Consider the following 18862-nt stretch of genomic DNA (forward strand, 5'->3'; position numbering starts at 1 on the left):
TCAGCGACCGCGAACTGCTTGTTCCAGCTCGGCAAAGCTTGGACGGTGCTTGGGGAACAGCACCTTGCGACCGAACTCCACCGCCAGCGATGGCGGCATGCCGGAGGCCGACGCCACCAGTGCGGCCTTGATCGCCTCGTACACGTTGACCTCTTCCTTGGCGTCGTGGGCCAGGGAGGTGGCCAGCGGGCCGAAGAAGCCGTAGGCCGCCAGAATACCGAAGAAGGTACCCACCAGCGCCGCACCCACGTGCAGGCCGATGGACTTCTGGTCGCCCTCGCCCAGCGAAGCCATGGTCACCACGATACCCAGTACCGCCGCCACGATACCGAAGCCGGGCATGCCGTCGGCGATGCCGGTCACGGCATGGGACGGGTGGTCGAGCTCTTCCTTCATGCTCAGCAGTTCCATGTCGAACAGGCCTTCGAGCTCGTGCGGGGCCATGTTGCCGGTGGACATGATGCGCAGGTAGTCGCAGATGTACGCGGTCATGCGCTCATCCTTGAGTACCGCCGGGTACTTGGCGAAGATCGGGCTGGCCGCGGCGTCTTCGATATCGCCCTCGATCGCCATCATGCCTTCGCGCCGGCTCTTGTTGAGGATCTCGTAGATCAGGCCCAGCACTTCTATATAGAAGGTGTGCGAGAAGCGCGAGCCGAACATGCTCAGCGACTTCTTGATCACGTGCATGGTCATGTAGCCGGGGTTGGCCTGCAGGAACGCACCAAAGGCGGCACCGCCGATGATCAGCACCTCGAAAGGCTGAATCAGGGCCGCGATCTTGCCGTGAGAAAGAACGTATCCGCCAAGCACGCTCGCGAATACGACAATGATGCCGATAATTTTAGCCATAGATTGGAAGCACTTACTGTCGTGGTCAGGGTCGGGGGCGGAAGTTCGTAAAACTCTTCTTCTACTTATCGGCAGTTCTGCGCCAGACTATAGCCAGTCAAGGCGAAAAGCCAGTTCGGCCACCTCCCAGCATGCCTAGTGAACTCACGTGCCAACTCAAATTCCAAAGACCCTAGACGCCTGGATCAAACTGCTCGACAGCGTGCAACTGCCGGTGCCGCTGGACAGTCACGAGCGGGTAAAAGCCGCCATCGGCGACAGCCGCCGCTCGCTGCGTGACATCGCCGATCTGATGCAGGACAGCCCCGCGCTGGTGCTCAGCGTGATGCGCGAAGCCAACCGGCATACCCACGCCAGCATGGCCGAGCCGGCCGAAAGCCTGGAAATCGCCCTCAACCGGCTTGGCCTCAAGCGCGCCGAAGAACTGCTGCTGCGCCTGCCCACCGCGCCGCCGGCGCAGATCCCCAAGGCCCTGCGCCACCTGCAGATGATCAGCCTGCATGCCAGCCAGCAGGCCAGCGGCCTGTTCGCCAGCCAACTGGCGCGGCTGTGGCAGGAGATCCACTGGGGCAGCCTGCTGTTCCTCTCGCCGTTGTGGACCCTGGCCCTGGCGCACCCCAAGCTGATCGAGGAATGGGAAGTGCGCGTGGTGCACCGCGGCGAGCCGGCCCTGCGCGTGGAGCGCGAACTGTTCGGTGTACCCCTGCTGGCGCTGTGCCGCGCCCTGGCCGACTACTGGCGCCTGCCCAACTGGGTCACCCAGGGCTATCACGTGCTCAGCGAAGAACGCCGCCTGCTGGTCAAGGTCATGCACATCGCCCGCCTGCACGACAACCCGCTGCGCCAGCAACAGCTGCTGGACGCCGACCCGGCCCTGCGCCGCTGGCTCAACCAGCCGGCCAACACCGTGCTGCTTGCCAACGGCCTGGCCCTGGCGGCGCAGCACGCCTGGGACTGCCCGCACAGCCAGCGCTGGCAACGCCTGACCAGCCTGTACCTGCAGGTGCCGCTGAGCGACGTGCAGCAACAGGTGCACCAGCAGGCCGCCAACAGTGCGCGCCTGCACGCCGACGACGACCTCTACCACCCCGCCGAATCGCTGATCTGGCCGACCGGCTCGCACTACGTGCACCGCCGCCTGCGGCCTGCCGACGTACCCTCGACCGAATCGCTGGGGGCCTGGCGCAAGTACTGCGCCGACCTGCTGGTGGAGCCCAGTGCATTCACCAACGCCATGCACCTGACCACCTACGCCCGCGATGCCCTGGTGGCCTGCGGCATGCAGCGGGTGATGATGCTGATGGCCGACAAGGGCATGACCCACCTGCGCGTGCACCAGATCGCCGGACTGCCCGCCGAGGCCGGCGGCCTGGTGGTGCCGCTCGCCCAGAGCAAGCTGCTGCAACGCCTGCTGACCCAGTCGGCACAACTGCGCCTGACCCCTGACAACTATGCCCAGTTCGGTGCCCTGCTGCCCGGCACCCTGCGCGTGCTGTTCCGCGGCCAGCACCTGCTGCTGCGCTCGCTGTCGAGCAACGGCAAGGTGGTGATGGTGGTGCTGGCCGACCAGGGCGGCGGCCCGTTCTCGGAGATCAGCGTGCAGGCGTTCGGCAAGACCGCCCAGTGCATCGAGCGCGCCCTCACCGCCTTCAGCAACCGCAGCACCTGACCCATGCGCTACAATCGCCCACTCTGTTCCGATCTGGAGACTCTGGATGACTGACTTTTCCGGCTTGCCCCTGGTGATTGAACCCGCCGACCTGCAAGCCCGCCTGGATGCGCCGGGGCTGATCCTGGTCGACCTGACCAGCACGAAACGCTATGGCAGCGGGCACATTCCCGGTGCGCGCTTCGTCGACCCCAAGCGCACCCAGCTGGGCCAGCCACCGGCGCCCGGGCTGCTGCCGAGCCAAGGCGACCTGGAAAAGCTGTTCGGCGAGCTGGGGCACAACCCGGACGCCGTGTATGTGGTGTATGACGACGAAGGCGGCGGCTGGGCCGGGCGCTTCATCTGGTTGCTGGATGTGATCGGCCATACCCGCTACCACTACCTCGACGGTGGCGCGCTGGGCTGGACGGGCGAGCTCTCGACCGATGTGCCCGCGCCCGCTGCCGGCAGCGTCAGCCTGACCCTGCACGAAGCCCCCACCGCCACCCGCGAATACCTGCAAAGCCGCCTGGGCGCTGCCGACCTGGCGGTCTGGGATGCGCGCAGCCCGCAGGAATACCGGGGTGAGAAAGTGCTGGCCGCCAAGGGCGGACACGTCCCGGGCGCGGTCAACTTCGAGTGGACGGCCGGCATGGACCAGAACGATCACCTGCGCATCCGCAAGGACATGCCCCAGATCCTCGAGCAGTTGGGCATCACCCGCGACAAGGAAGTGATTACCCACTGCCAGACCCACCACCGCTCCGGCTTCACCTATCTTGTGGCCAAACACCTGGGCTACCCACGGGTCAAGGCCTATGCCGGCTCATGGGGCGAATGGGGCAACCACCCCGACACGCCTGTAGAAGTTTAAGGAAATTCAATGAAATCCCGCTTGTTCATCATCAGCCAGTACCTGCTGCCCCACCACCTGCTGTCGCGCCTGGCCGGCTGCGTGGCCGAATGCCGCGTGAAATGGTTCAAGAATGCCTTCACCGCGTGGTTCGCCAAGCGCTACCAGGTCGACATGTCCCAGGCCCAGGTCGAAGACCTGACCGCCTACGAGCACTTCAACGCATTCTTCACCCGCGCGCTCAAGCCGGATGCACGCCCGCTGGACCAGACTCCGGGGGCGATCCTGTGCCCGGCCGACGGCGCTGTCAGCCAGCTGGGCCCGATCGAGCATGGCCGCATTTTCCAGGCCAAGGGCCACAGCTTCAGCGCCCTTGAGCTGCTGGGCGGCGACCCGGCCAATGCTGCGCCGTTCATGGGCGGCGAATTCGCCACCATCTACCTGTCGCCCAAGGACTACCACCGCGTGCACATGCCGCTGGCCGGTACCCTGCGCGAGATGATCTACGTGCCGGGCCGGCTGTTCTCGGTCAACCAGACCACCGCCGAAAACGTGCCGGAACTGTTTGCGCGCAACGAGCGCGTGGTGTGCCTGTTCGATACCGAGCGCGGGCCGATGGCCGTGGTGCTGGTGGGCGCGATGATCGTGGCGTCGGTCGAGACGGTATGGGCCGGGCTGGTCACGCCGCCCAAGCGCGAGCTGAAGACCTTCCGCTACGACGAGGCAGCGCGTGCACCGATCCACCTGGAAAAAGGCGCCGAGCTGGGCCGCTTCAAGCTGGGTTCGACGGCTGTGGTGCTGTTCGGGCCAGAGCAGGTGAAGTGGGCCGAATCGCTGGGTGCGGGGTCGGTGGTGAACATGGGCGAATGCCTGGGGTTGCCGGCGCAGCACGCCTGACCCAACAAAAAGCCCGCAGCGATGCGGGCTTTTTTGTGCCTGGCTGTCGGGCCTCATCGCGGGTCAAGCCCGCTCCCACAGGGGCTGCACGGCCTTCTGGAGCGATGGCAAACCTGTGGGAGCGGGCTTGACCCGCGCAGCGGCCGCGCCTTCTCAGTCGCGACCGTCGCGATCCCTGAAGCCCAGCAGATACAGCACCCCATCCAGCCCCAGCGTCGAGATCGCCTGCTTGGCCGACTGCTTGACCAGCGGCTTGGCCCGGAACGCCACGCCCAGGCCGGCAATCGCCAGCATCGGCAGGTCGTTCGCACCGTCGCCCACGGCAATCGTCTGCTCCATCTGCAAGCCTTCCTTGCGTGCCAGCTCGGTCAACAGGTCAGCCTTGCGCTGCGCGTCGACAATCGGCTCCACGGCCACGCCGGTCACCTTGCCGTCCACCACTTCCAGCTCGTTGGCAAACACATAGTCGATGCCCAGCTTGGCCTGCAGCTGCTTGGCAAAGTAGGTGAAGCCACCCGACAGGATCGCGGTCTTGTAGCCCAGGCGCTTGAGCTCGGCGAACAGCACCTCGGCGCCCTCGGTCAGGCGCAGCGAAGCACCGATCTCGTCCAGCACGCTGACGTCCAGGCCCTTGAGCAGCGCCAGGCGCTCCTTGAAGCTGGCACGAAAATCCAGCTCGCCACGCATGGCACGCTCGGTGATTTCCGACACCTGCTCGCCCACGCCTGCCGCCTTGGCCAGCTCGTCGATGACCTCGGCCTCGATCAGGGTGGAGTCCATGTCGAACACCGCCAGGCGACGGTTGCGGCGGAACAGCGAGTCCTGCTGGAAGGCGATGTCGACGTTCAGCTCCTGCGCCACGCTGAGGAACTCGGCACGCAGGGCCTGCGGGTCGGCCGGCTCGCCACGCACGGAGAACTCGATGCAGCCCTTGCCCTGGTCGGCCGGGGTGTCCAACGCGATACGACCCGACAGACGGTCGATATGGTCGATGTTCAACCCGTACTGGGCGGTGATGGAGCTCACCCGCTGCAACTGCTCGGCAGTGACCTTGCGCGTCAGCAGGGTCACGATGTGGCGGGCCTTGCCCTGGCCGTCGACCCACTGCTGGTAGTCCTGCTCGGAAACCGGGGTGAAGCGCACCTGCTGGTCCAGCTTGTACCCGGTGAAGAGGATGTCCTTGAGCACGGCGCTGGCCTGCTCGGTGCTGGGGATTTCCACCAGGATGCCGAACGACAGCGTGTCGTGGATGACCGCCTGGCCGATGTCGAGGATGTTCACCCCGCCCTGGGCGAGCACGCCGGTAATGGCCGCGGTGAGACCCGGACGGTCCTCGCCGGTGATGTTAATCAGAACGATTTCGCGCAAAACGGGCTCCGACACAGTGACAAAACGCGCATTCTACCCACTTTCGCAGACCATCGGGCGCAGTCGATACTTTGCCGGCCCATGCCCTGTCGCTATACTGCGCAGCACCTTCTCCGACATAAAGAGCCGCGCTCTGTGAACCGGCCCACGCCAGTTAAAACCGACAATTTCTTCCTGCTGATCTTCCGTGCCCTGCGCCAGCGCCGTGTGCCGTTGGCCTTGCGGATCGCCTGCCACAACGTGTTTCTGGTAGCGCTGGCGCTGGTCATCTACGCCGGGGTCATGGGCCTGCAGTTCAAGCAGGCCATGCACGAGCAGGCCGACGCCCTGGGTCAGAGCCTGACCACGCAGACCGCCACGTCTGCCACCGAACTGCTGGTGTCCAACGACATCCTCAGCCTCAACGTGCTGCTCGGCAACCTGGTGAAGAACCCGCTGGTGGCCCATGCCGCCATCTACAGCGTCGACAACCGGATCCTCGCCGAAGCCGGCCAGCGCCCGAAAAACGGCCTGCTGGGCGAGGTCGAGGGCCTGTACCAGACCAAGATCACCTTCCAGGACGTGACGGCCGGGCAACTGCGCATCAGCCTAGACATGAGCCAGTTCCAGCAGCCGCTGACCATCAGCCTGCAGAGCATGGGCATTCTGGCGGCGATCCTGCTGGCCCTGGCCCTGGCCTTGAGCCTGCGCCTGGGGCGCTTTATTTCGACGCCGCTGCTGCAACTGCGGGTGTGGCTGCGCGACCTGGATGCCTACACCCCGGCCACCGACCGCCAGGACGAGATCGGCGACCTGGCGCGCCAGCTGCATTCGCGCTTTGCCCCGCCACCGCCGGAGCCTGAAGCAGAGCCCGAGGAAGAAGACGACTACGACGAACATGAAGCGCAGCCGGCCTTGCAGGTGCGCAACCTGCGCGAGCCGGCGCTGGAGCCCAAGCCGGCGCTGCCCAGGCCAGTAGCGCATGATGAAGACGACGACGAGGCGTTTGCCGACCTGCGCGACGACAGCGATGCCGCGCCGCAGGCTTTAGTACCCACTGCGCCACGCGAGCCGCAGGCCAGTGCGGTGCTGGCGGTGCAACTGGGCTCCCAGGAGCAACTGCGCCGCCTGCCTCGGGCACGTCTGACCGAACTGCTGGACCGCTACCGCGACTGCCTCGACCAGGCCGCGTCGCTGTATGAAAGCGAAGTGCACACGCTCAACGATGGCAGCACGCTGCTGTTGTTCCACAGCTCGGAAAGCGGCGAGGACTACCTGACCAACGCCATCTGCTGTGGCGAACTGCTGCGTGCCCTGGGGCATGCGTTGCAGGTGGAAGTGGCCGACAGCGGGATTACCCTGCAATTGCAGCTGGGCCTGGCGCTGGGTGAAGACCTGCACGGCCTGAGCCAGATCGACCTGCTGCTGACCGACAAGGCCCAGGATGCCCTGGCGTTGTCGCAACACAGCCGCAACCTGCTGCTGGTGGAGCGCAAGGTCAGTGATGATGCGCTGATTCGCCAGCGTGCCCGCATCCGCCCGATTGCCAGCCCTGAAGGGGCGTGCTGTGTGGAGCGCCTGATGGAGCCGTATCCGTCGATGCTGGAGCGTCAGCTGGCACGGATGCACGAGCGCCAGATCAAGACCTGAGGCCCCGTAGGAGCCGGTTAAAACCGGAACACTTCCATCTCGGTACGAATCGGTGTCGCCATCGGAATCTTCGGCTTCTCCGGCTCCTTGCGCACTTGCTGTACCGGCGTGGCCTTCTTCGGCTGTTCCTGCACGATCGGCGGCTGATTGGCCAACGGCTTCAACGCCACGCTCAACTGCTCGGCCAGACGCTGCAGCAGTTGCCCCTGCGCCTGTACCTGCGCCGCCGAGCTGCCTTCATGGGGCTGCTCGAAATGCACGATGCGGTTGTCACGCACCTGGCCACGACGATCAAGCAAGCGCCACTGGGCATCGAGGATCGCCGGCTGGCCAACGCCCGAATCCAGGCGCGTGATCGACAGCAGCACCTGCACATCCGGGTTGAACCCGGTACTGGCCGGTGCCAGCACCACACGCTGGCTGTCCAGGCGCCAGGCCAGCTGGCGCACCAGCAACTGGTCGATGTCGGCCGACAGGCTGCCCGCCCAGCGACCATCGGTCGCTGCCGTCAGGCTGCCGTCACGCTGGCGTTGCAGCAGGGTTTCGCGTTGCAGGTAGTCGGCCACCGAGACCGGCCCCAGCACCACGGCCATGCCGTTGCTCTGGCCAGGTTGCCCCGGCTCGCCACTGTCGAGCTGATACAGCGCTACCGGCTGGTGCATGCTGCACCCGGCCAAGCCCAGCACGCCACTGAGCAGTAGAACAAATGGAAGGCGCAGAAAAGTCATCATCCCATCCAGGCGGCCGCCACACGGCTTGCCGCAGTGATACTCATGAATACGTCGGGCACACAGCTACGCTGGCACCACAAGGGGCCTATCATCCGCGAAAGTTCCGTGCGACTCCAGTGTTTAAGCCGCAAACGGTCACTAAAATACCCGTTTGCGGCCACCAGGTCGCTTATTCGACGTTTTCCACCAGCAGCGCATCGACCCGCTGGAAGCCGCGCGGCAGCTTGTTGCCACGCCGCCCACGCTCGCCCTTGTAGTGCTCCAGATCATCGCCCTTGAGCGACAGGGTACGCTTGCCGGCCTGCAATACAAGGGTCGAACCTTCGGGAATCACTGCCAGGTCGGTGACAAATTCTTCACGACTGGCCACGCGATCGCCCGGAATGCCGATGATCTTGTTGCCCTTGCCCTTGCCCAGCTGTGGCAGGTCACTGATCTTGAACACCAGCAGGCGCCCTTCGGTGGTCACCGCCGCCAGCCAGTCCTGCTCGCGGTTGCCCACCGGGCGCGGCAGGATCACCTTGGCGTTGTTCGGCAGGCTCAACAGGGCCTTGCCGGCCTTGTTCTTGGCCTGCAGGTCTTCGCCCTTGACCACGAAGCCGTAGCCGGCATCGGAGGCAATCACGTACAAGCCGTCATCCTCGGGCATCAGCACGCACTCGAACGAAGCACCGGGCGGCGGGGTCAGGCGACCGGTCAGCGGTTCACCCTGGCCCCGTGCCGACGGCAGCGTATGCGCCGGCACCGAGTAGCTGCGGCCGGTGGAGTCGATGAACACCGCGTACTGGTTCGAGCGCCCCGCGGCTGCGGTCTTGAAGCCGTCGCCGGCCTTGTACGAGAGCCCGGTGGCATCGATGTCGTGGCCCTTGGCCGAACGTACCCAGCCCTTCTCGGACAGCACCACCGTGACCTTTTCGTTGGGCAGCAGGTCGTGCTCGGTCATCGCACGGGCTTCGGCGCGCTCGACGATCGGCGAGCGACGGTCGTCGCCATAGGTTTCGGCGTCCTGCAGCAGTTCGGTGCGCACCAGTTTCTTGAGCTTGGCTTCGCTGCCCAGCAGCGCCAGCAACCTGGCCTGTTCCTTGAGCAGTTCGTCCTGCTCGTTGCGCAGCTTCATCTCTTCCAGACGGGCCAACTGGCGCAGCCGCGTGTCGAGAATGTAGTCGGCCTGGATCTCGCTCAATGCAAAGCGCTCGATCAACCTGGCCCGCGGGTGCTCCTCGGTACGGATGATGTGGATCACTTCATCCAGGTTGAGGTAGGCGATCAGCAAGCCGTCCAACAGGTGCAGGCGACGCTCCACCTTGTCCAGGCGGAACTGCAGGCGACGGCGCACGGTCTGCACACGGAACTGCAGCCACTCGACCAGCAGCGTGCGCAGGTTCTTCAACTGCGGCTTGCCGTCCAGGCCGATGATGTTGATGTTGACCCGGTAGCTGGACTCAAGGTCGGTACTGGCGAACAGGTGCTGCATCAGCGCTTCGTGGTCGACGCGGCTGTGCACCGGGATGATCACGATGCGGCACGGGTTCTCGTGGTCCGATTCGTCACGCAGGTCGGCCACCTGCGGCGCCTTGGACGGCTTGGCCTGCATCATCGCGGCGATCTGTTCCAGCACCTTGGCGCCCGACACCTGGTGCGGCAGCGCGGTGACCACGATGTCGCCGTCCTCGATGTGGTACACGGCGCGCATGCGCACCGAGCCACGGCCGGTTTCGTAGATTTTCAGCAGGTCGGCGCGCGGGGTGATGATCTCTGCTTCGGTCGGGTAGTCCGGGCCCTGGATGTGCTCGCACAGCTGTTCGACCGTGGCCTTGGGCTCGTCGAGCAGGCGCACGCAGGCTGTGGCCACTTCGCGCAGGTTGTGCGGCGGCACGTCGGTGGCCATGCCCACGGCGATACCGGTGGTGCCATTGAGCAGGATGTTCGGCAAACGTGCCGGCAACACCAGGGGCTCGTCGAGGGTACCGTCGAAGTTCGGGCCCCAGTCCGCAGTGCCCTGGCCCAGCTCGCTGAGCAGCACCTCGGAATAGCGCGACAGGCGCGCTTCGGTGTAGCGCATGGCCGCGAAGGATTTGGGATCGTCCGGCGCACCCCAGTTGCCCTGGCCGTCGACCAGGGTGTAGCGATAGCTGAAGGGCTGCGCCATCAGCACCATGGCTTCATAGCAGGCCGAATCGCCATGCGGGTGGAACTTGCCGAGCACGTCACCGACGGTACGCGCCGATTTCTTGTGCTTGGAATCGGCGTCCAGGCCCAGTTCGCTCATGGCGTAGACGATGCGTCGCTGCACCGGCTTCAAACCGTCGCCGATATGCGGCAGCGCACGGTCCATGATCACGTACATGGAGTAGTTGAGGTAGGCCTGTTCGGTGAAGTCAGCCAGTGACCGGCGCTCTACGCCATCGAGGCTGAGATCAAGGGAGTCGCTCATGCGGGCCTCATCATTTCAAGGTCTGGCGCAGCAGCAAGGTGCCGCCGCGCTGGGTAAATTCGAGTCGTTTCAGGGCACTCATGCCCAGCAGTACCTGCTCGCCGTCCAGCCCCGGCACCACCAGGGCGCGTACGTCGCGCAGCAGAATATCGCCCAGTTGCAGGCTGTCGAGGCGGGTGCGATAGCCCTCGGTACGACCATTGGCGGTACTAAGGGTCACGGGCGCACCACGCTCCAGGCTGAACTGCCGGGCCAGGCTCTCGGGGATCGCCACGTCGGTGGCGCCAGTATCCAGCAGAAAATGCACGGCCTGGCCGTTGATCAGACCGTCGGCCACAAAATGCCCCTGGCCATTGCCCAGCAGCCGCACCTCGACATAGCCATCGCCGTGCTGCGAGCTGATCTGGCTGTTGGGGTTGGCCTGGCGCTGTTCCCAGTCGCCGAAAAAGCGCGTGGCCAGGAACAGGCCGGCCGCCCACGCCAGCACCAGCATCACCCGGCCGGCACGCTTGCCCGGTGCCTGGCTCACGGTTTGGCGCTCCAGCCGCCCTGGGGCGCTGCAAAGCGCCACACGATCGGGCGGTTTTCGCCATCGGCGCGTCGACCGCCGTTGTTGTCCAGGCCTATCCAGGCACCCTTGGCATCGATCACCAGGGCCTCGGCCAGGCCGAACGGCTGCGAGTACTGCCGCGATTCGATCAGGGCATCGGCAGCGAACGACCAGCAGCGCTCCACGCTTCCAGTGTCGGCATCACGCCGGCAGATACGGTAGGCGTTGCGCTCCAGGGTGAACAGCTTGCCTTCGAACAGCGCCAGGTCGGCAAAATCCCGGGGCCGCTCGCGGGCGTTGGGCATCTGCGCAGGCTGCATCTCGGTGCCGGCCTCGCTGAGCAGCACGCAGCCATCACCGCAGTGCCAGGTGGTCTGCTGGCGATTGATCGAAATCAACCCGCGGCGCTCGCGCTCGGCGGCCAGCCACAGGCGATCGCCGGCCGGGTTCACGGCGATGCCTTCGAACAATGCATTGAAGTGCAGCAGCATGCCGCTGGCGCGCGCCTGGCGGACCATGCTCGGGTCGATCTTCAGCCAGCTGGGGTCGCCTGCGACCGGTACCTTGAGCACCGCCACATGGGTTTCGCTGACCAGGTAGTGATTGCCTGCGGCATCGCAACTGATGCCTTCGAAATCCAGCTCGCCGCCGCGCACGTAGGACATTGCCCAGTTGCTCGAGCGCAGGCCCCAGGGCAGGCCGCTGTCCGGCACCGGCGGCACCTCCAGGCGAATACCTTCGGCCTGCCACACCGTCTGGGTGGTGTCCAGGCGGTACAGCAGGTCGTCGTCGCGGTCCGAGACGGTCCAGAGCTCGCCGTTGCACAGGGCCAGCCCCGACAGGTTGCCGCCACGCATGCCCTCTACCGGATGCTCGCTCTGCATCGCCAGCTCCGGCCAGGTTTCGGCCAGCGCCGGCACGCCCAGCAGTGACAACAGCGCTGCCAGGCACCGAGCGATCAAGCCAGTACCTCGGCCAGGTTGCCTTTGGACTCCAGCCAGCTCTTGCGGTCGCCCGCACGTTTCTTGGCCAGCAGCATGTCCATGATCTCGCGGGTGCCTTCGAGGTCTTCCAGGGTCAACTGCACCAGGCGCCGGGTGTTCGGGTCCATGGTGGTTTCACGCAGCTGCGGCGGGTTCATCTCGCCCAGGCCCTTGAATCGGGTGACCTGCGGCTTGCCGCGCTTCTTCTCGGCCACCAGGCGGTCGAGGATGCCGTCGCGCTCGGCCTCGTCCAGGGCGTAGTAGATCTCCTTGCCCAGGTCGATGCGGTACAGCGGCGGCATCGCCACGTACACGTGGCCGGCCTCCACCAGCGGGCGGAAGTGCTGCACGAACAGGGCGCAGAGCAAGGTGGCGATGTGCAGGCCGTCGGAGTCGGCGTCGGCCAGGATGCAGATCTTGCCGTAGCGCAGCTGGCTCATGTCGGTGGCACCGGGGTCGACGCCGATGGCCACCGCGATGTTGTGCACTTCCTGACTGGCCAGCACTTCGCCGCCGTCGACTTCCCAGGTGTTGAGGATCTTGCCGCGCAGCGGCAGGATGGCCTGGAACTCCTTGTCGCGCGCCTGCTTGGCCGAACCACCGGCCGAGTCACCCTCGACCAGGAACAGCTCGGCGCGCATCGGGTCCTGCCCGGCGCAGTCGGCCAGCTTGCCCGGCAGTGCCGGGCCCTGGGTCACGCGCTTGCGCTCGACCTTCTTGCTGGCCTTGAGCCGGCGCCCGGCGTTGTTGATCGCCAGTTCCGCCAGTTGCATGCCCACTTCAGGGTGGGCGTTGAGCCACAGGCTGAAGGCATCCTTGACCACGCCGGAAACGAATGCGGCGGCCTCGCGGGACGACAGGCGCTCCTTGGTCTGGCCGGAGAACTGCGGCTCCTGCATCTTCATCGAGAGCACGAAGCTGATGCGCTCCCACACGTCCTCGGGGGCCAGCTTGACCCCGCGCGGCAGCAGGTTGCGGAACTCGCAGAACTCGCGCATGGCATCGAGCAGGCCCTGGCGCAGGCCGTTGACGTGGGTGCCGCCCTGGGCGGTGGGGATCAGGTTGACGTAGCTTTCCTGCACGCTGTCGCCGCCTTCGGGCAGCCACAGCAAGGCCCAGTCCACGGCCTCCTTGTTACCCGCCAGGCTGCCGCAGAACGGCGCGTCGGGCAGGCGCAGGAACTCGCTTACCGAGTCTTCGAGGTACGAGCGCAGGCCGTCCTCGTAATGCCACTCGACCTTCTCGCCGGTGCCTTTGTCCTCGAAGCTGACCAGCAGCCCCGGGCACAGTACGGCCTTGGCCTTGAGCACATGCTTGAGGCGGCTGATGGAAAACTTGGGCGAGTCGAAATACTTGGGATCGGGCGCGAAGTACACGCTGGTACCGGTGTTGCGCTTGCCGACGGTACCGATCACTTCGAGCTCGGTGGCCTTGAAGCCGTCGGCGAAGGTCATCTGGTACTCGTTGCCGTCGCGCTTGACCCGTACCCGTACCTGGTTGGACAGGGCGTTGACCACCGAAATGCCCACCCCGTGCAGGCCGCCGGAGAACTGGTAGTTCTTGTTGGAAAACTTGCCGCCGGCGTGCAGCTTGGTGAGGATCAGCTCGACGCCCGACACGCCCTCTTCGGGGTGGATGTCCACGGGCATGCCGCGACCGTCGTCGGACACTTCCAGCGAATGGTCTGCATGCAGGATGACCTGCACGGTGCGAGCGTGGCCGGCCAGCGCTTCGTCGACGCTGTTGTCGATGACTTCCTGGGCCAGGTGATTGGGCCGGCTGGTGTCGGTGTACATGCCCGGGCGCTTGCGCACCGGGTCAAGGCCGGAGAGGACTTCGATGGCGTCTGCGTTATAGGCGCTAGCGCTGGGATTGGCCATGGGTTCTCGTCGTCAGTCGTAGGTGAAAATAATCAGTCAAAGTACAGAAAAATCGAATGCCTGGTACACCTGCGGTGCAATGCCGGCAAAGCTCAGCATGGCCGGCAGGTGCTGCGCGAAGCCCTGGAAGCTGTGGTCGCCACCGGCCTCGATGCGTAGCGCACAGGCCCGATAGAAGGCCTGGGCACGGCGGTAGTCCAGGGTTTCATCGCCCGTCTGCAGCCATACCTGAAAGCGCTCGGGGTCGCTCGGTGCGGGCACTTCCAGCTCGGCCAGGGCCTGCACGTGGTCCAGTGTCAGCTCCCAGGTTTCCCCGGTGTAGAAATTCTGCTGCGGGCCCAGGTAGCCGTCGAACAGCTGGTGCGGATTGACGGCCGGGTTGATCAGCAGGGCCTTGAGCCCGTGGCGCTGGGCCAGGTGGGTGGCATAGTAGCCCCCGAGCGAGCTGCCGACCAGCAATGGCGAACCCAGCTCGGCGATGGCACGTTCAAGCTGCGCCACGGCCTGGCGCGGATGGTTGTCCAGCAGGGGCACGCGCAGCTGCCCGGCCAGCCCCAGCTGCTGCATCACACTGCTCAGCTGGCTGGCCTTGGTCGAACTGGGCGCACTGTTGAACCCGTGGATATAAAGAATCGAACCCGACATGATCGCCCCCGATGCCCATGCAACGCCCGTCGCAACGAGCACAAAAGACGCGCAGTTTAGCCTGTTCGAGAAGCCTTGAGCGGCAACTTTCAAACATCAGGTTGCAACCGGGCGGTGATATTCGCGTTCACTTGCAGCTTGCAGCGCTCAGTACCCACTGCTGCCGTAATCGACGGTGAAGGCAAAGTCGGTCACGCGCGAGACCCCGGTCTCGAGCCTGCCGTCGTCATGCAGGCGCAGCCAGCGATACCCCGGGGCCTGGTCGCCCACCTTGAAGTCTTCACTGCCCGGCTCGAACTGAATGCAGGTGGAAGGCGAAGCGAGCAGACGCACACCGTCACGCAGCTGGTCCCATTCCTGGTGGATATGCCCCCAGAGCAGCGCGCGCACCTGTGGATAACCCTTGAGCAGGTCGAACAGCACATCGGCGTTGCGCAGCCCGATGGGCGCCATCCAGGCGCAATCGATGGAAACCGGCTGGTGATGGAAGCAGATCAGGCAATGGCGCTGCGGTGCGGCCTCCAGGGCCTGCCTGAGCAGTTGCAGCTGATCGTCTGCCAGCAGCCCCGGCACCGAGCCGCACACGGCCGAGTTGAGCATGATCACCCGCCAGGCGCCGGCATCCACCACCGGCTCGAGCAGCGAACTGCCGCGTGCCACCTGGGCCATGGGGAACGGCTCGTCGTGATTGCCGGCCAGCCAGCGGGCCGGGGCCGGGATCCTGCCGCTGAGGGCCAGAAACTGCAGATAGGATTCGACGCTGCCATCCTGCGACAGGTCGCCGGTGGCCAGCACCAGGTCGACCACCGGCTGTTCGTCGAGTACCCGCTCGACCACACGGCGCAGGCTGTCGCGGGTATTCATGCCCAGCAGCGTGCCTTCGGCTTCGGCGAACAGATGACTGTCGGAGAGCTGCACCAGCAGCACCGAGGCGTCACGGGAAGGGATGATCGAGTGCGGCAAGGCCGTCTCCTTGGGCGGATTCTGCACGATTATGGTGGGAATGCAGGCAACGGCAAACCCCGCGCCCACGACACCGGTCACATTTTCAGCGAACCGCTTCCAGTTCGTGGCCGCAGGCCAGGCAATGGCTCAGCCACTCGCCCAGGAACAGGTTGAGCTGGGCCTTTTCGTCCGGCTGGTGCATGGCCGCATTGGGGTACGGGTAGACACTGCGAAAGCGCCGCGCATGCTCGGCACTGACCACCTCGGCCATGCGCGCGTCGTGGTACACCTGCACCTCCAGCTGCGGCACCGGCAGCCACGGCAGGCTGTGCTCCTGGCGCACGCGCAGGGTGGTGGTGTAAGGGCAGGCCAGCACCACGTCGAGCACCAGCACGCCGAGCATCTGGTCACCCTGGGTCATGCCGATGCGGCGCGAGCTCTGGGTGGTGCGCATGTCGGGCAACAGTCGCATCAGGCGCGCATAGTTGGCCTCGCAGGCAGCCTGCAAGCCGACCAGATCGACCCGGTAGCGCTCGCGCAACAGATTCACGACCACAGCCCCCTGACTTCATCACGGTTCAACGCCAGCCATTGCAGGGCAATGATGCTCGCGGCATTGGCAATGCGCCCATCGCGCACGGCCTGCAACGCATCCTCGAACGCCCAGGCCTTCACGCGAATGTCTTCGCCCTCTTCTTCCAGCCCGTGCAGGCCGCCCGCGCCGTCGCTGTGGCAACGCCCCAGGTACAGGTGCACGAATTCATCGCTGCCGCCGGGCGACGGAAAGTACTTGGTCATCGGCCACAGCGCACTGAATGTCAGCCCAGCTTCCTCCTGCGCCTCGCGGTGCGCAACCTCCTCGGGCTGTTCGTCCTTGTCGATCAGACCGGCGACCAGTTCCACCAGCCAGGGGTTGTCGACCTTGCCCATGGCGCCGACGCGAAACTGCTCGATCAGCACCACTTCGTCACGCTGCGGATCATAGGGCAGCACGCACACTGCGTCGTGGCGCACGAACAGCTCACGGCTGATCTCGCGGCCCATGCCGCCGGCAAACAGCTCGTGGCGCAGGTGCAGCCGGTCGAGCCGGTAAAAGCCCTTGAAGCAGTTTTCGCGCCGCACGATCTGTACGTCGGTCGGCATGGCCTTTGGCTTGTCTGTCATGGATACCTCGTTACCCCATTACCACGTCGCGCCATCCTAACCTGCACACTGCGCGGTTTCACCCCTTTAAAACAATCGTGCGGGCTGCGAGGATAGGCGCAGCCTTTCTTGTCAGCTTAGTGGCGAACCGACGGCATTGCCGACGGTCCAAGCCCGATTACCGTTGCACTACAAGGATCATCATGTCACTTGCGAAATTAGCCTGCGTGACCGCCCTGGCCTTGACCCTGGGCGCCTGCCAGAGCCTGTTCCAGCCCAACATGCGCGTGCCGCTCGAGGTCAAGCGCGACAGGTGGGAGCACATCAAGCCGGGCTGCACCGCAGCCGACTGCCCGCTGGTGAACATCGACACGGTGCACTTCCCCACCAACCCCAAGCTCGATGCGATCGTCGAGCGCAGCCTGCTCAAGCTCACCAGCGATGGCGAGGGCGCACCGTTGCCGGCCTCGCTCAAGTCCTACGAGGACAGCTACCTGCAATCGGCCCAGAGCCGCAACAGCAGCTACCTGCAGGCCAAGGTACGCGAGCAGCATGACGGCTTGGTGATCATCGAGTTGTCCAGCTACCTGGACACCGGCGGCGCGCACGGCATGCCGGGGCGCGGCTTCATCAACTATTCGCGCCAGCAGGACAAGGTGCTGACCCTGCAGGACATGCTGGTGCCGGGCCAGGAGGCAACCTTCTGGAAGACCGTCGAAGAGGCCCACAAGGGCTGGCTGATCAGCACCGGCATGGACAAGGACGCCGAGTTCGTGAAGAACTGGCCATTCCAGAAGTCACCGCACGTCGCCCTGACCTACGGCGCGGTGGTGGTGAAGTACGAGGTGTATGCCATCGCCCCGTACTCCATGGGCCACATCGAGCTCAAGATCCCCTACCCGCGCCTGAACGGCGTGATCAGGCCCGAGCTGTTTCCCGGCCGCGGTTGAAGCCCAGCAACAGATGCAGCGCCCCTGCCAGCAGCAAGGCTGGCAGGGTGGCGCCAACGTCTGCGGCGTAATGCGCCAGCACATGGTAGGTCGCCACGCCACAGGCCCACGCCACCAGCGCCCCGTAGTGCAGGCCGTCGACCACACTGGGCAGGCGACGCCGGCGCAGCACGTAGTGGTCGCTCAGCACCACACCGAACAGCGGCGCGAACACCGAGCCGATCAGCAGCAGGAAGTTCTCGTACTGGCCCAGCGGCGCGAAGCAGGCGATCAGGGTGCACACCACGCCGATCACCAGTGCCAGGTGCTCGACCTTCACGCCTGACAGCAGGCTGCTGGACACCGCCGCCGAGTGGATGTCGGCAAAGGCCTTTTCCGACTCGTCGAGCAGCACCAGCAACAGCGGGATGCCAAAGCCTGCGCCGGCCAGCGCCAGCAGCAGGGTGCTGGCTTCGCCATCGGTGGCGAAGGCCAGGATGTAGGCCACGCCCAGGCTCATCATCCACAGGTTGCCGATGAAGTAGCCCAGTGCGGTACCCACGAACACCTGCCCCGAATGCCTGCCGAAGCGCGAGTAGTCGGCAATCAGCGGCAGCCACGACAGCGGCATGGCGATGGCGATGTCAAAGCCCCCCCCCAGCGACATCGAGCCGTCCCCGGCGCGCGCCCACAGGGCAGCCAGGTCGGCCTTGGCGAACAGGTTCCAGGTCAGCCACAGGCAGGCGCCCAGCAGCAGCCAGATACCCCATTTGCGCAAAATGCGGCGCACGAAGGTCAGCGGGCCGGCCACCGCCAGCGCGGTGGCCAGGGCGCCGAAGCACAGTGCCCACAGCAGCGGGCTGACCCACAGGCTATCGGCGCCGAAGGCCCGCGCACCGAGCAGGCTGGCGGCGTCGCGCATCACGATGATTTCGAACGCGCCCCAGCCAACCAGTTGCAGCAGGTTGAGAATGGCCGGCAGCGCCACGCCGTGGCGGCCCAGGCTCAGGCGCAGGGTGCCCATGGCCGACAGGCCGGTGTCGCTGCCGATGACGCCGGCGGCGGCCAGCAGCAGAACGCCGACCAGCGTGCCGAGGGTGATGGCCAGCAGCGCTCCGGACAGGCCCAGGCCGGGGCCGAGCAAGGCGCCGGTCTGCAGCACCATCAGGCCGATGCCGAGGGAGAACCAAAGGGAGAACAGGTCCCGCGCGCCGAAGACGCGATGGCTGTCGGGAATTGGGGAATCGGGGGAGTAGTGGCTGGGTGTGCTCACGATCAGGGCTCGGCAGGAGAGTGGGGGTTGGATTGCAGGACGCTTTCGCCGGCAAGGCCGGCTCCTACAGGGTTTCGTGTCGCCTGTAGGAGCCGGCCTTGC

General features: G+C 65.6%; 17 protein-coding genes. 5 read left to right on the forward strand and 12 right to left on the reverse strand.

What is annotated here, in order from left to right; genetic code table 11:
* Nucleotides 1-852, reverse strand: coding sequence for a flagellar motor stator protein MotA (motA, locus tag CR917_RS22535; protein ID WP_043863548.1), 852 nt, complete (start codon nucleotides 850-852; stop codon nucleotides 1-3).
* Nucleotides 853-1000: 148 nt separating this feature from the next.
* On the opposite strand from motA, the gene CR917_RS22540 reads away from it, so the two are divergent.
* The 3 genes from CR917_RS22540 to asd are packed head-to-tail and all read left to right on the forward strand — an operon-like array spanning nucleotide 1001 to nucleotide 4250.
* Nucleotides 1001-2521, forward strand: coding sequence for an HDOD domain-containing protein (locus CR917_RS22540; RefSeq protein WP_054916178.1), 1521 nt, complete (start codon nucleotides 1001-1003; stop codon nucleotides 2519-2521).
* Nucleotides 2522-2567: 46 nt separating this feature from the next.
* On the forward strand, nucleotides 2568-3374 hold the full coding sequence (locus tag CR917_RS22545; protein ID WP_043863550.1) for a rhodanese-like domain-containing protein: 807 nt from the start codon (nucleotides 2568-2570) through the stop codon (nucleotides 3372-3374).
* Between the two features lie 9 nt (nucleotides 3375-3383).
* Nucleotides 3384-4250, forward strand: a complete 867-nt coding sequence (asd, locus tag CR917_RS22550) for an archaetidylserine decarboxylase (protein ID WP_043863551.1) — start codon at nucleotides 3384-3386, stop codon at nucleotides 4248-4250.
* A 153-nt stretch (nucleotides 4251-4403) separates the two neighbouring features.
* On the opposite strand, the gene serB is transcribed toward asd, so the two are convergent.
* Nucleotides 4404-5618, reverse strand: a complete 1215-nt coding sequence (serB, locus tag CR917_RS22555) for a phosphoserine phosphatase SerB (RefSeq protein WP_104572992.1) — start codon at nucleotides 5616-5618, stop codon at nucleotides 4404-4406.
* 135 nt (nucleotides 5619-5753) lie between these two features.
* Between serB and CR917_RS22560 the strand changes: the two genes are divergently transcribed.
* A complete protein-coding gene (locus tag CR917_RS22560) occupies nucleotides 5754-7247 on the forward strand; it encodes a HAMP domain-containing protein (RefSeq protein ID WP_104572993.1) in 1494 nt (497 codons plus the stop codon).
* 17 nt (nucleotides 7248-7264) lie between these two features.
* Here CR917_RS22560 and CR917_RS22565 read toward each other — a convergent pair whose 3' ends face one another.
* The 9 genes from CR917_RS22565 to CR917_RS22605 form a co-directional block, all read right to left on the reverse strand.
* Nucleotides 7265-7975, reverse strand: a complete 711-nt coding sequence (locus CR917_RS22565) for a membrane integrity-associated transporter subunit PqiC (RefSeq protein ID WP_043863554.1) — start codon at nucleotides 7973-7975, stop codon at nucleotides 7265-7267.
* Between the two features lie 172 nt (nucleotides 7976-8147).
* Complete coding sequence (gene parC, locus CR917_RS22570) at nucleotides 8148-10412, reverse strand: DNA topoisomerase IV subunit A (protein WP_043863555.1); 2265 nt, start codon at nucleotides 10410-10412, stop codon at nucleotides 8148-8150.
* A 10-nt stretch (nucleotides 10413-10422) separates the two neighbouring features.
* Nucleotides 10423-10941: a TIGR02281 family clan AA aspartic protease gene (locus tag CR917_RS22575; protein WP_043863556.1), complete on the reverse strand. Its 519-nt coding sequence runs from the start codon at nucleotides 10939-10941 to the stop codon at nucleotides 10423-10425.
* Nucleotides 10938-11924: an esterase-like activity of phytase family protein gene (locus tag CR917_RS22580; protein WP_058541604.1), complete on the reverse strand. Its 987-nt coding sequence runs from the start codon at nucleotides 11922-11924 to the stop codon at nucleotides 10938-10940. Before CR917_RS22580 ends, CR917_RS22575 begins: the two co-directional genes overlap by 4 nt.
* Entirely contained in the window at nucleotides 11921-13825 is a 1905-nt protein-coding gene (gene parE / locus CR917_RS22585) for a DNA topoisomerase IV subunit B (protein WP_043863558.1), read from the reverse strand. Before parE ends, CR917_RS22580 begins: the two co-directional genes overlap by 4 nt.
* A gap of 36 nt (nucleotides 13826-13861) precedes the next feature.
* On the reverse strand, nucleotides 13862-14470 hold the full coding sequence (locus tag CR917_RS22590; RefSeq protein ID WP_043863559.1) for a YqiA/YcfP family alpha/beta fold hydrolase: 609 nt from the start codon (nucleotides 14468-14470) through the stop codon (nucleotides 13862-13864).
* Between the two features lie 147 nt (nucleotides 14471-14617).
* Nucleotides 14618-15433: a 3',5'-cyclic-AMP phosphodiesterase gene (cpdA, locus tag CR917_RS22595; RefSeq protein WP_058541605.1), complete on the reverse strand. Its 816-nt coding sequence runs from the start codon at nucleotides 15431-15433 to the stop codon at nucleotides 14618-14620.
* An 85-nt stretch (nucleotides 15434-15518) separates the two neighbouring features.
* The gene (locus tag CR917_RS22600) at nucleotides 15519-15971 is read right to left on the reverse strand and encodes a DUF1249 domain-containing protein (RefSeq protein WP_043863561.1); all 453 of its coding nucleotides are present in this window, start codon (nucleotides 15969-15971) and stop codon (nucleotides 15519-15521) included.
* Nucleotides 15962-16579: an NUDIX domain-containing protein gene (locus tag CR917_RS22605; protein ID WP_043863562.1), complete on the reverse strand. Its 618-nt coding sequence runs from the start codon at nucleotides 16577-16579 to the stop codon at nucleotides 15962-15964. Before CR917_RS22605 ends, CR917_RS22600 begins: the two co-directional genes overlap by 10 nt.
* A 182-nt stretch (nucleotides 16580-16761) precedes the next feature.
* Between CR917_RS22605 and CR917_RS22610 the strand changes: the two genes are divergently transcribed.
* On the forward strand, nucleotides 16762-17508 hold the full coding sequence (locus CR917_RS22610) for an RsiV family protein (protein ID WP_043863563.1): 747 nt from the start codon (nucleotides 16762-16764) through the stop codon (nucleotides 17506-17508).
* Here the strand turns inward: CR917_RS22610 and cytX are convergent.
* Nucleotides 17477-18760: a putative hydroxymethylpyrimidine transporter CytX gene (gene cytX / locus CR917_RS22615; RefSeq protein WP_058541606.1), complete on the reverse strand. Its 1284-nt coding sequence runs from the start codon at nucleotides 18758-18760 to the stop codon at nucleotides 17477-17479. The two genes, CR917_RS22610 and cytX, sit on opposite strands and share 32 nt — an antisense overlap.
* Between the last annotated feature and the right edge of the window lie 102 nt (nucleotides 18761-18862).

The sequence above is a fragment of the Pseudomonas sp. BRM28 genome (assembly GCF_002939405.1).
Classification (GTDB): Bacteria; Pseudomonadota; Gammaproteobacteria; order Pseudomonadales; family Pseudomonadaceae; genus Aquipseudomonas; species Aquipseudomonas palmensis.

What these genes read in the sequence shown, in the direction of transcription:
- CR917_RS22610 (WP_043863563.1), top strand. Translation starts at nt 16,762, where the DNA reads ATGTCACTTGCGAAATTAGCCTGCGTGACCGCCCTGGCCTTGACCCTG.
- CR917_RS22545 (WP_043863550.1), top strand. Translation starts at nt 2,568, where the DNA reads ATGACTGACTTTTCCGGCTTGCCCCTGGTGATTGAACCCGCCGACCTG.
- motA (WP_043863548.1), bottom strand. Translation starts at nt 852, where the DNA reads ATGGCTAAAATTATCGGCATCATTGTCGTATTCGCGAGCGTGCTTGGC.
- CR917_RS22590 (WP_043863559.1), bottom strand. Translation starts at nt 14,470, where the DNA reads ATGTCGGGTTCGATTCTTTATATCCACGGGTTCAACAGTGCGCCCAGT.
- parE (WP_043863558.1), bottom strand. Translation starts at nt 13,825, where the DNA reads ATGGCCAATCCCAGCGCTAGCGCCTATAACGCAGACGCCATCGAAGTC.
- CR917_RS22565 (WP_043863554.1), bottom strand. Translation starts at nt 7,975, where the DNA reads ATGACTTTTCTGCGCCTTCCATTTGTTCTACTGCTCAGTGGCGTGCTG.
- CR917_RS22605 (WP_043863562.1), bottom strand. Translation starts at nt 16,579, where the DNA reads ATGACAGACAAGCCAAAGGCCATGCCGACCGACGTACAGATCGTGCGG.
- asd (WP_043863551.1), top strand. Translation starts at nt 3,384, where the DNA reads ATGAAATCCCGCTTGTTCATCATCAGCCAGTACCTGCTGCCCCACCAC.
- parC (WP_043863555.1), bottom strand. Translation starts at nt 10,412, where the DNA reads ATGAGCGACTCCCTTGATCTCAGCCTCGATGGCGTAGAGCGCCGGTCA.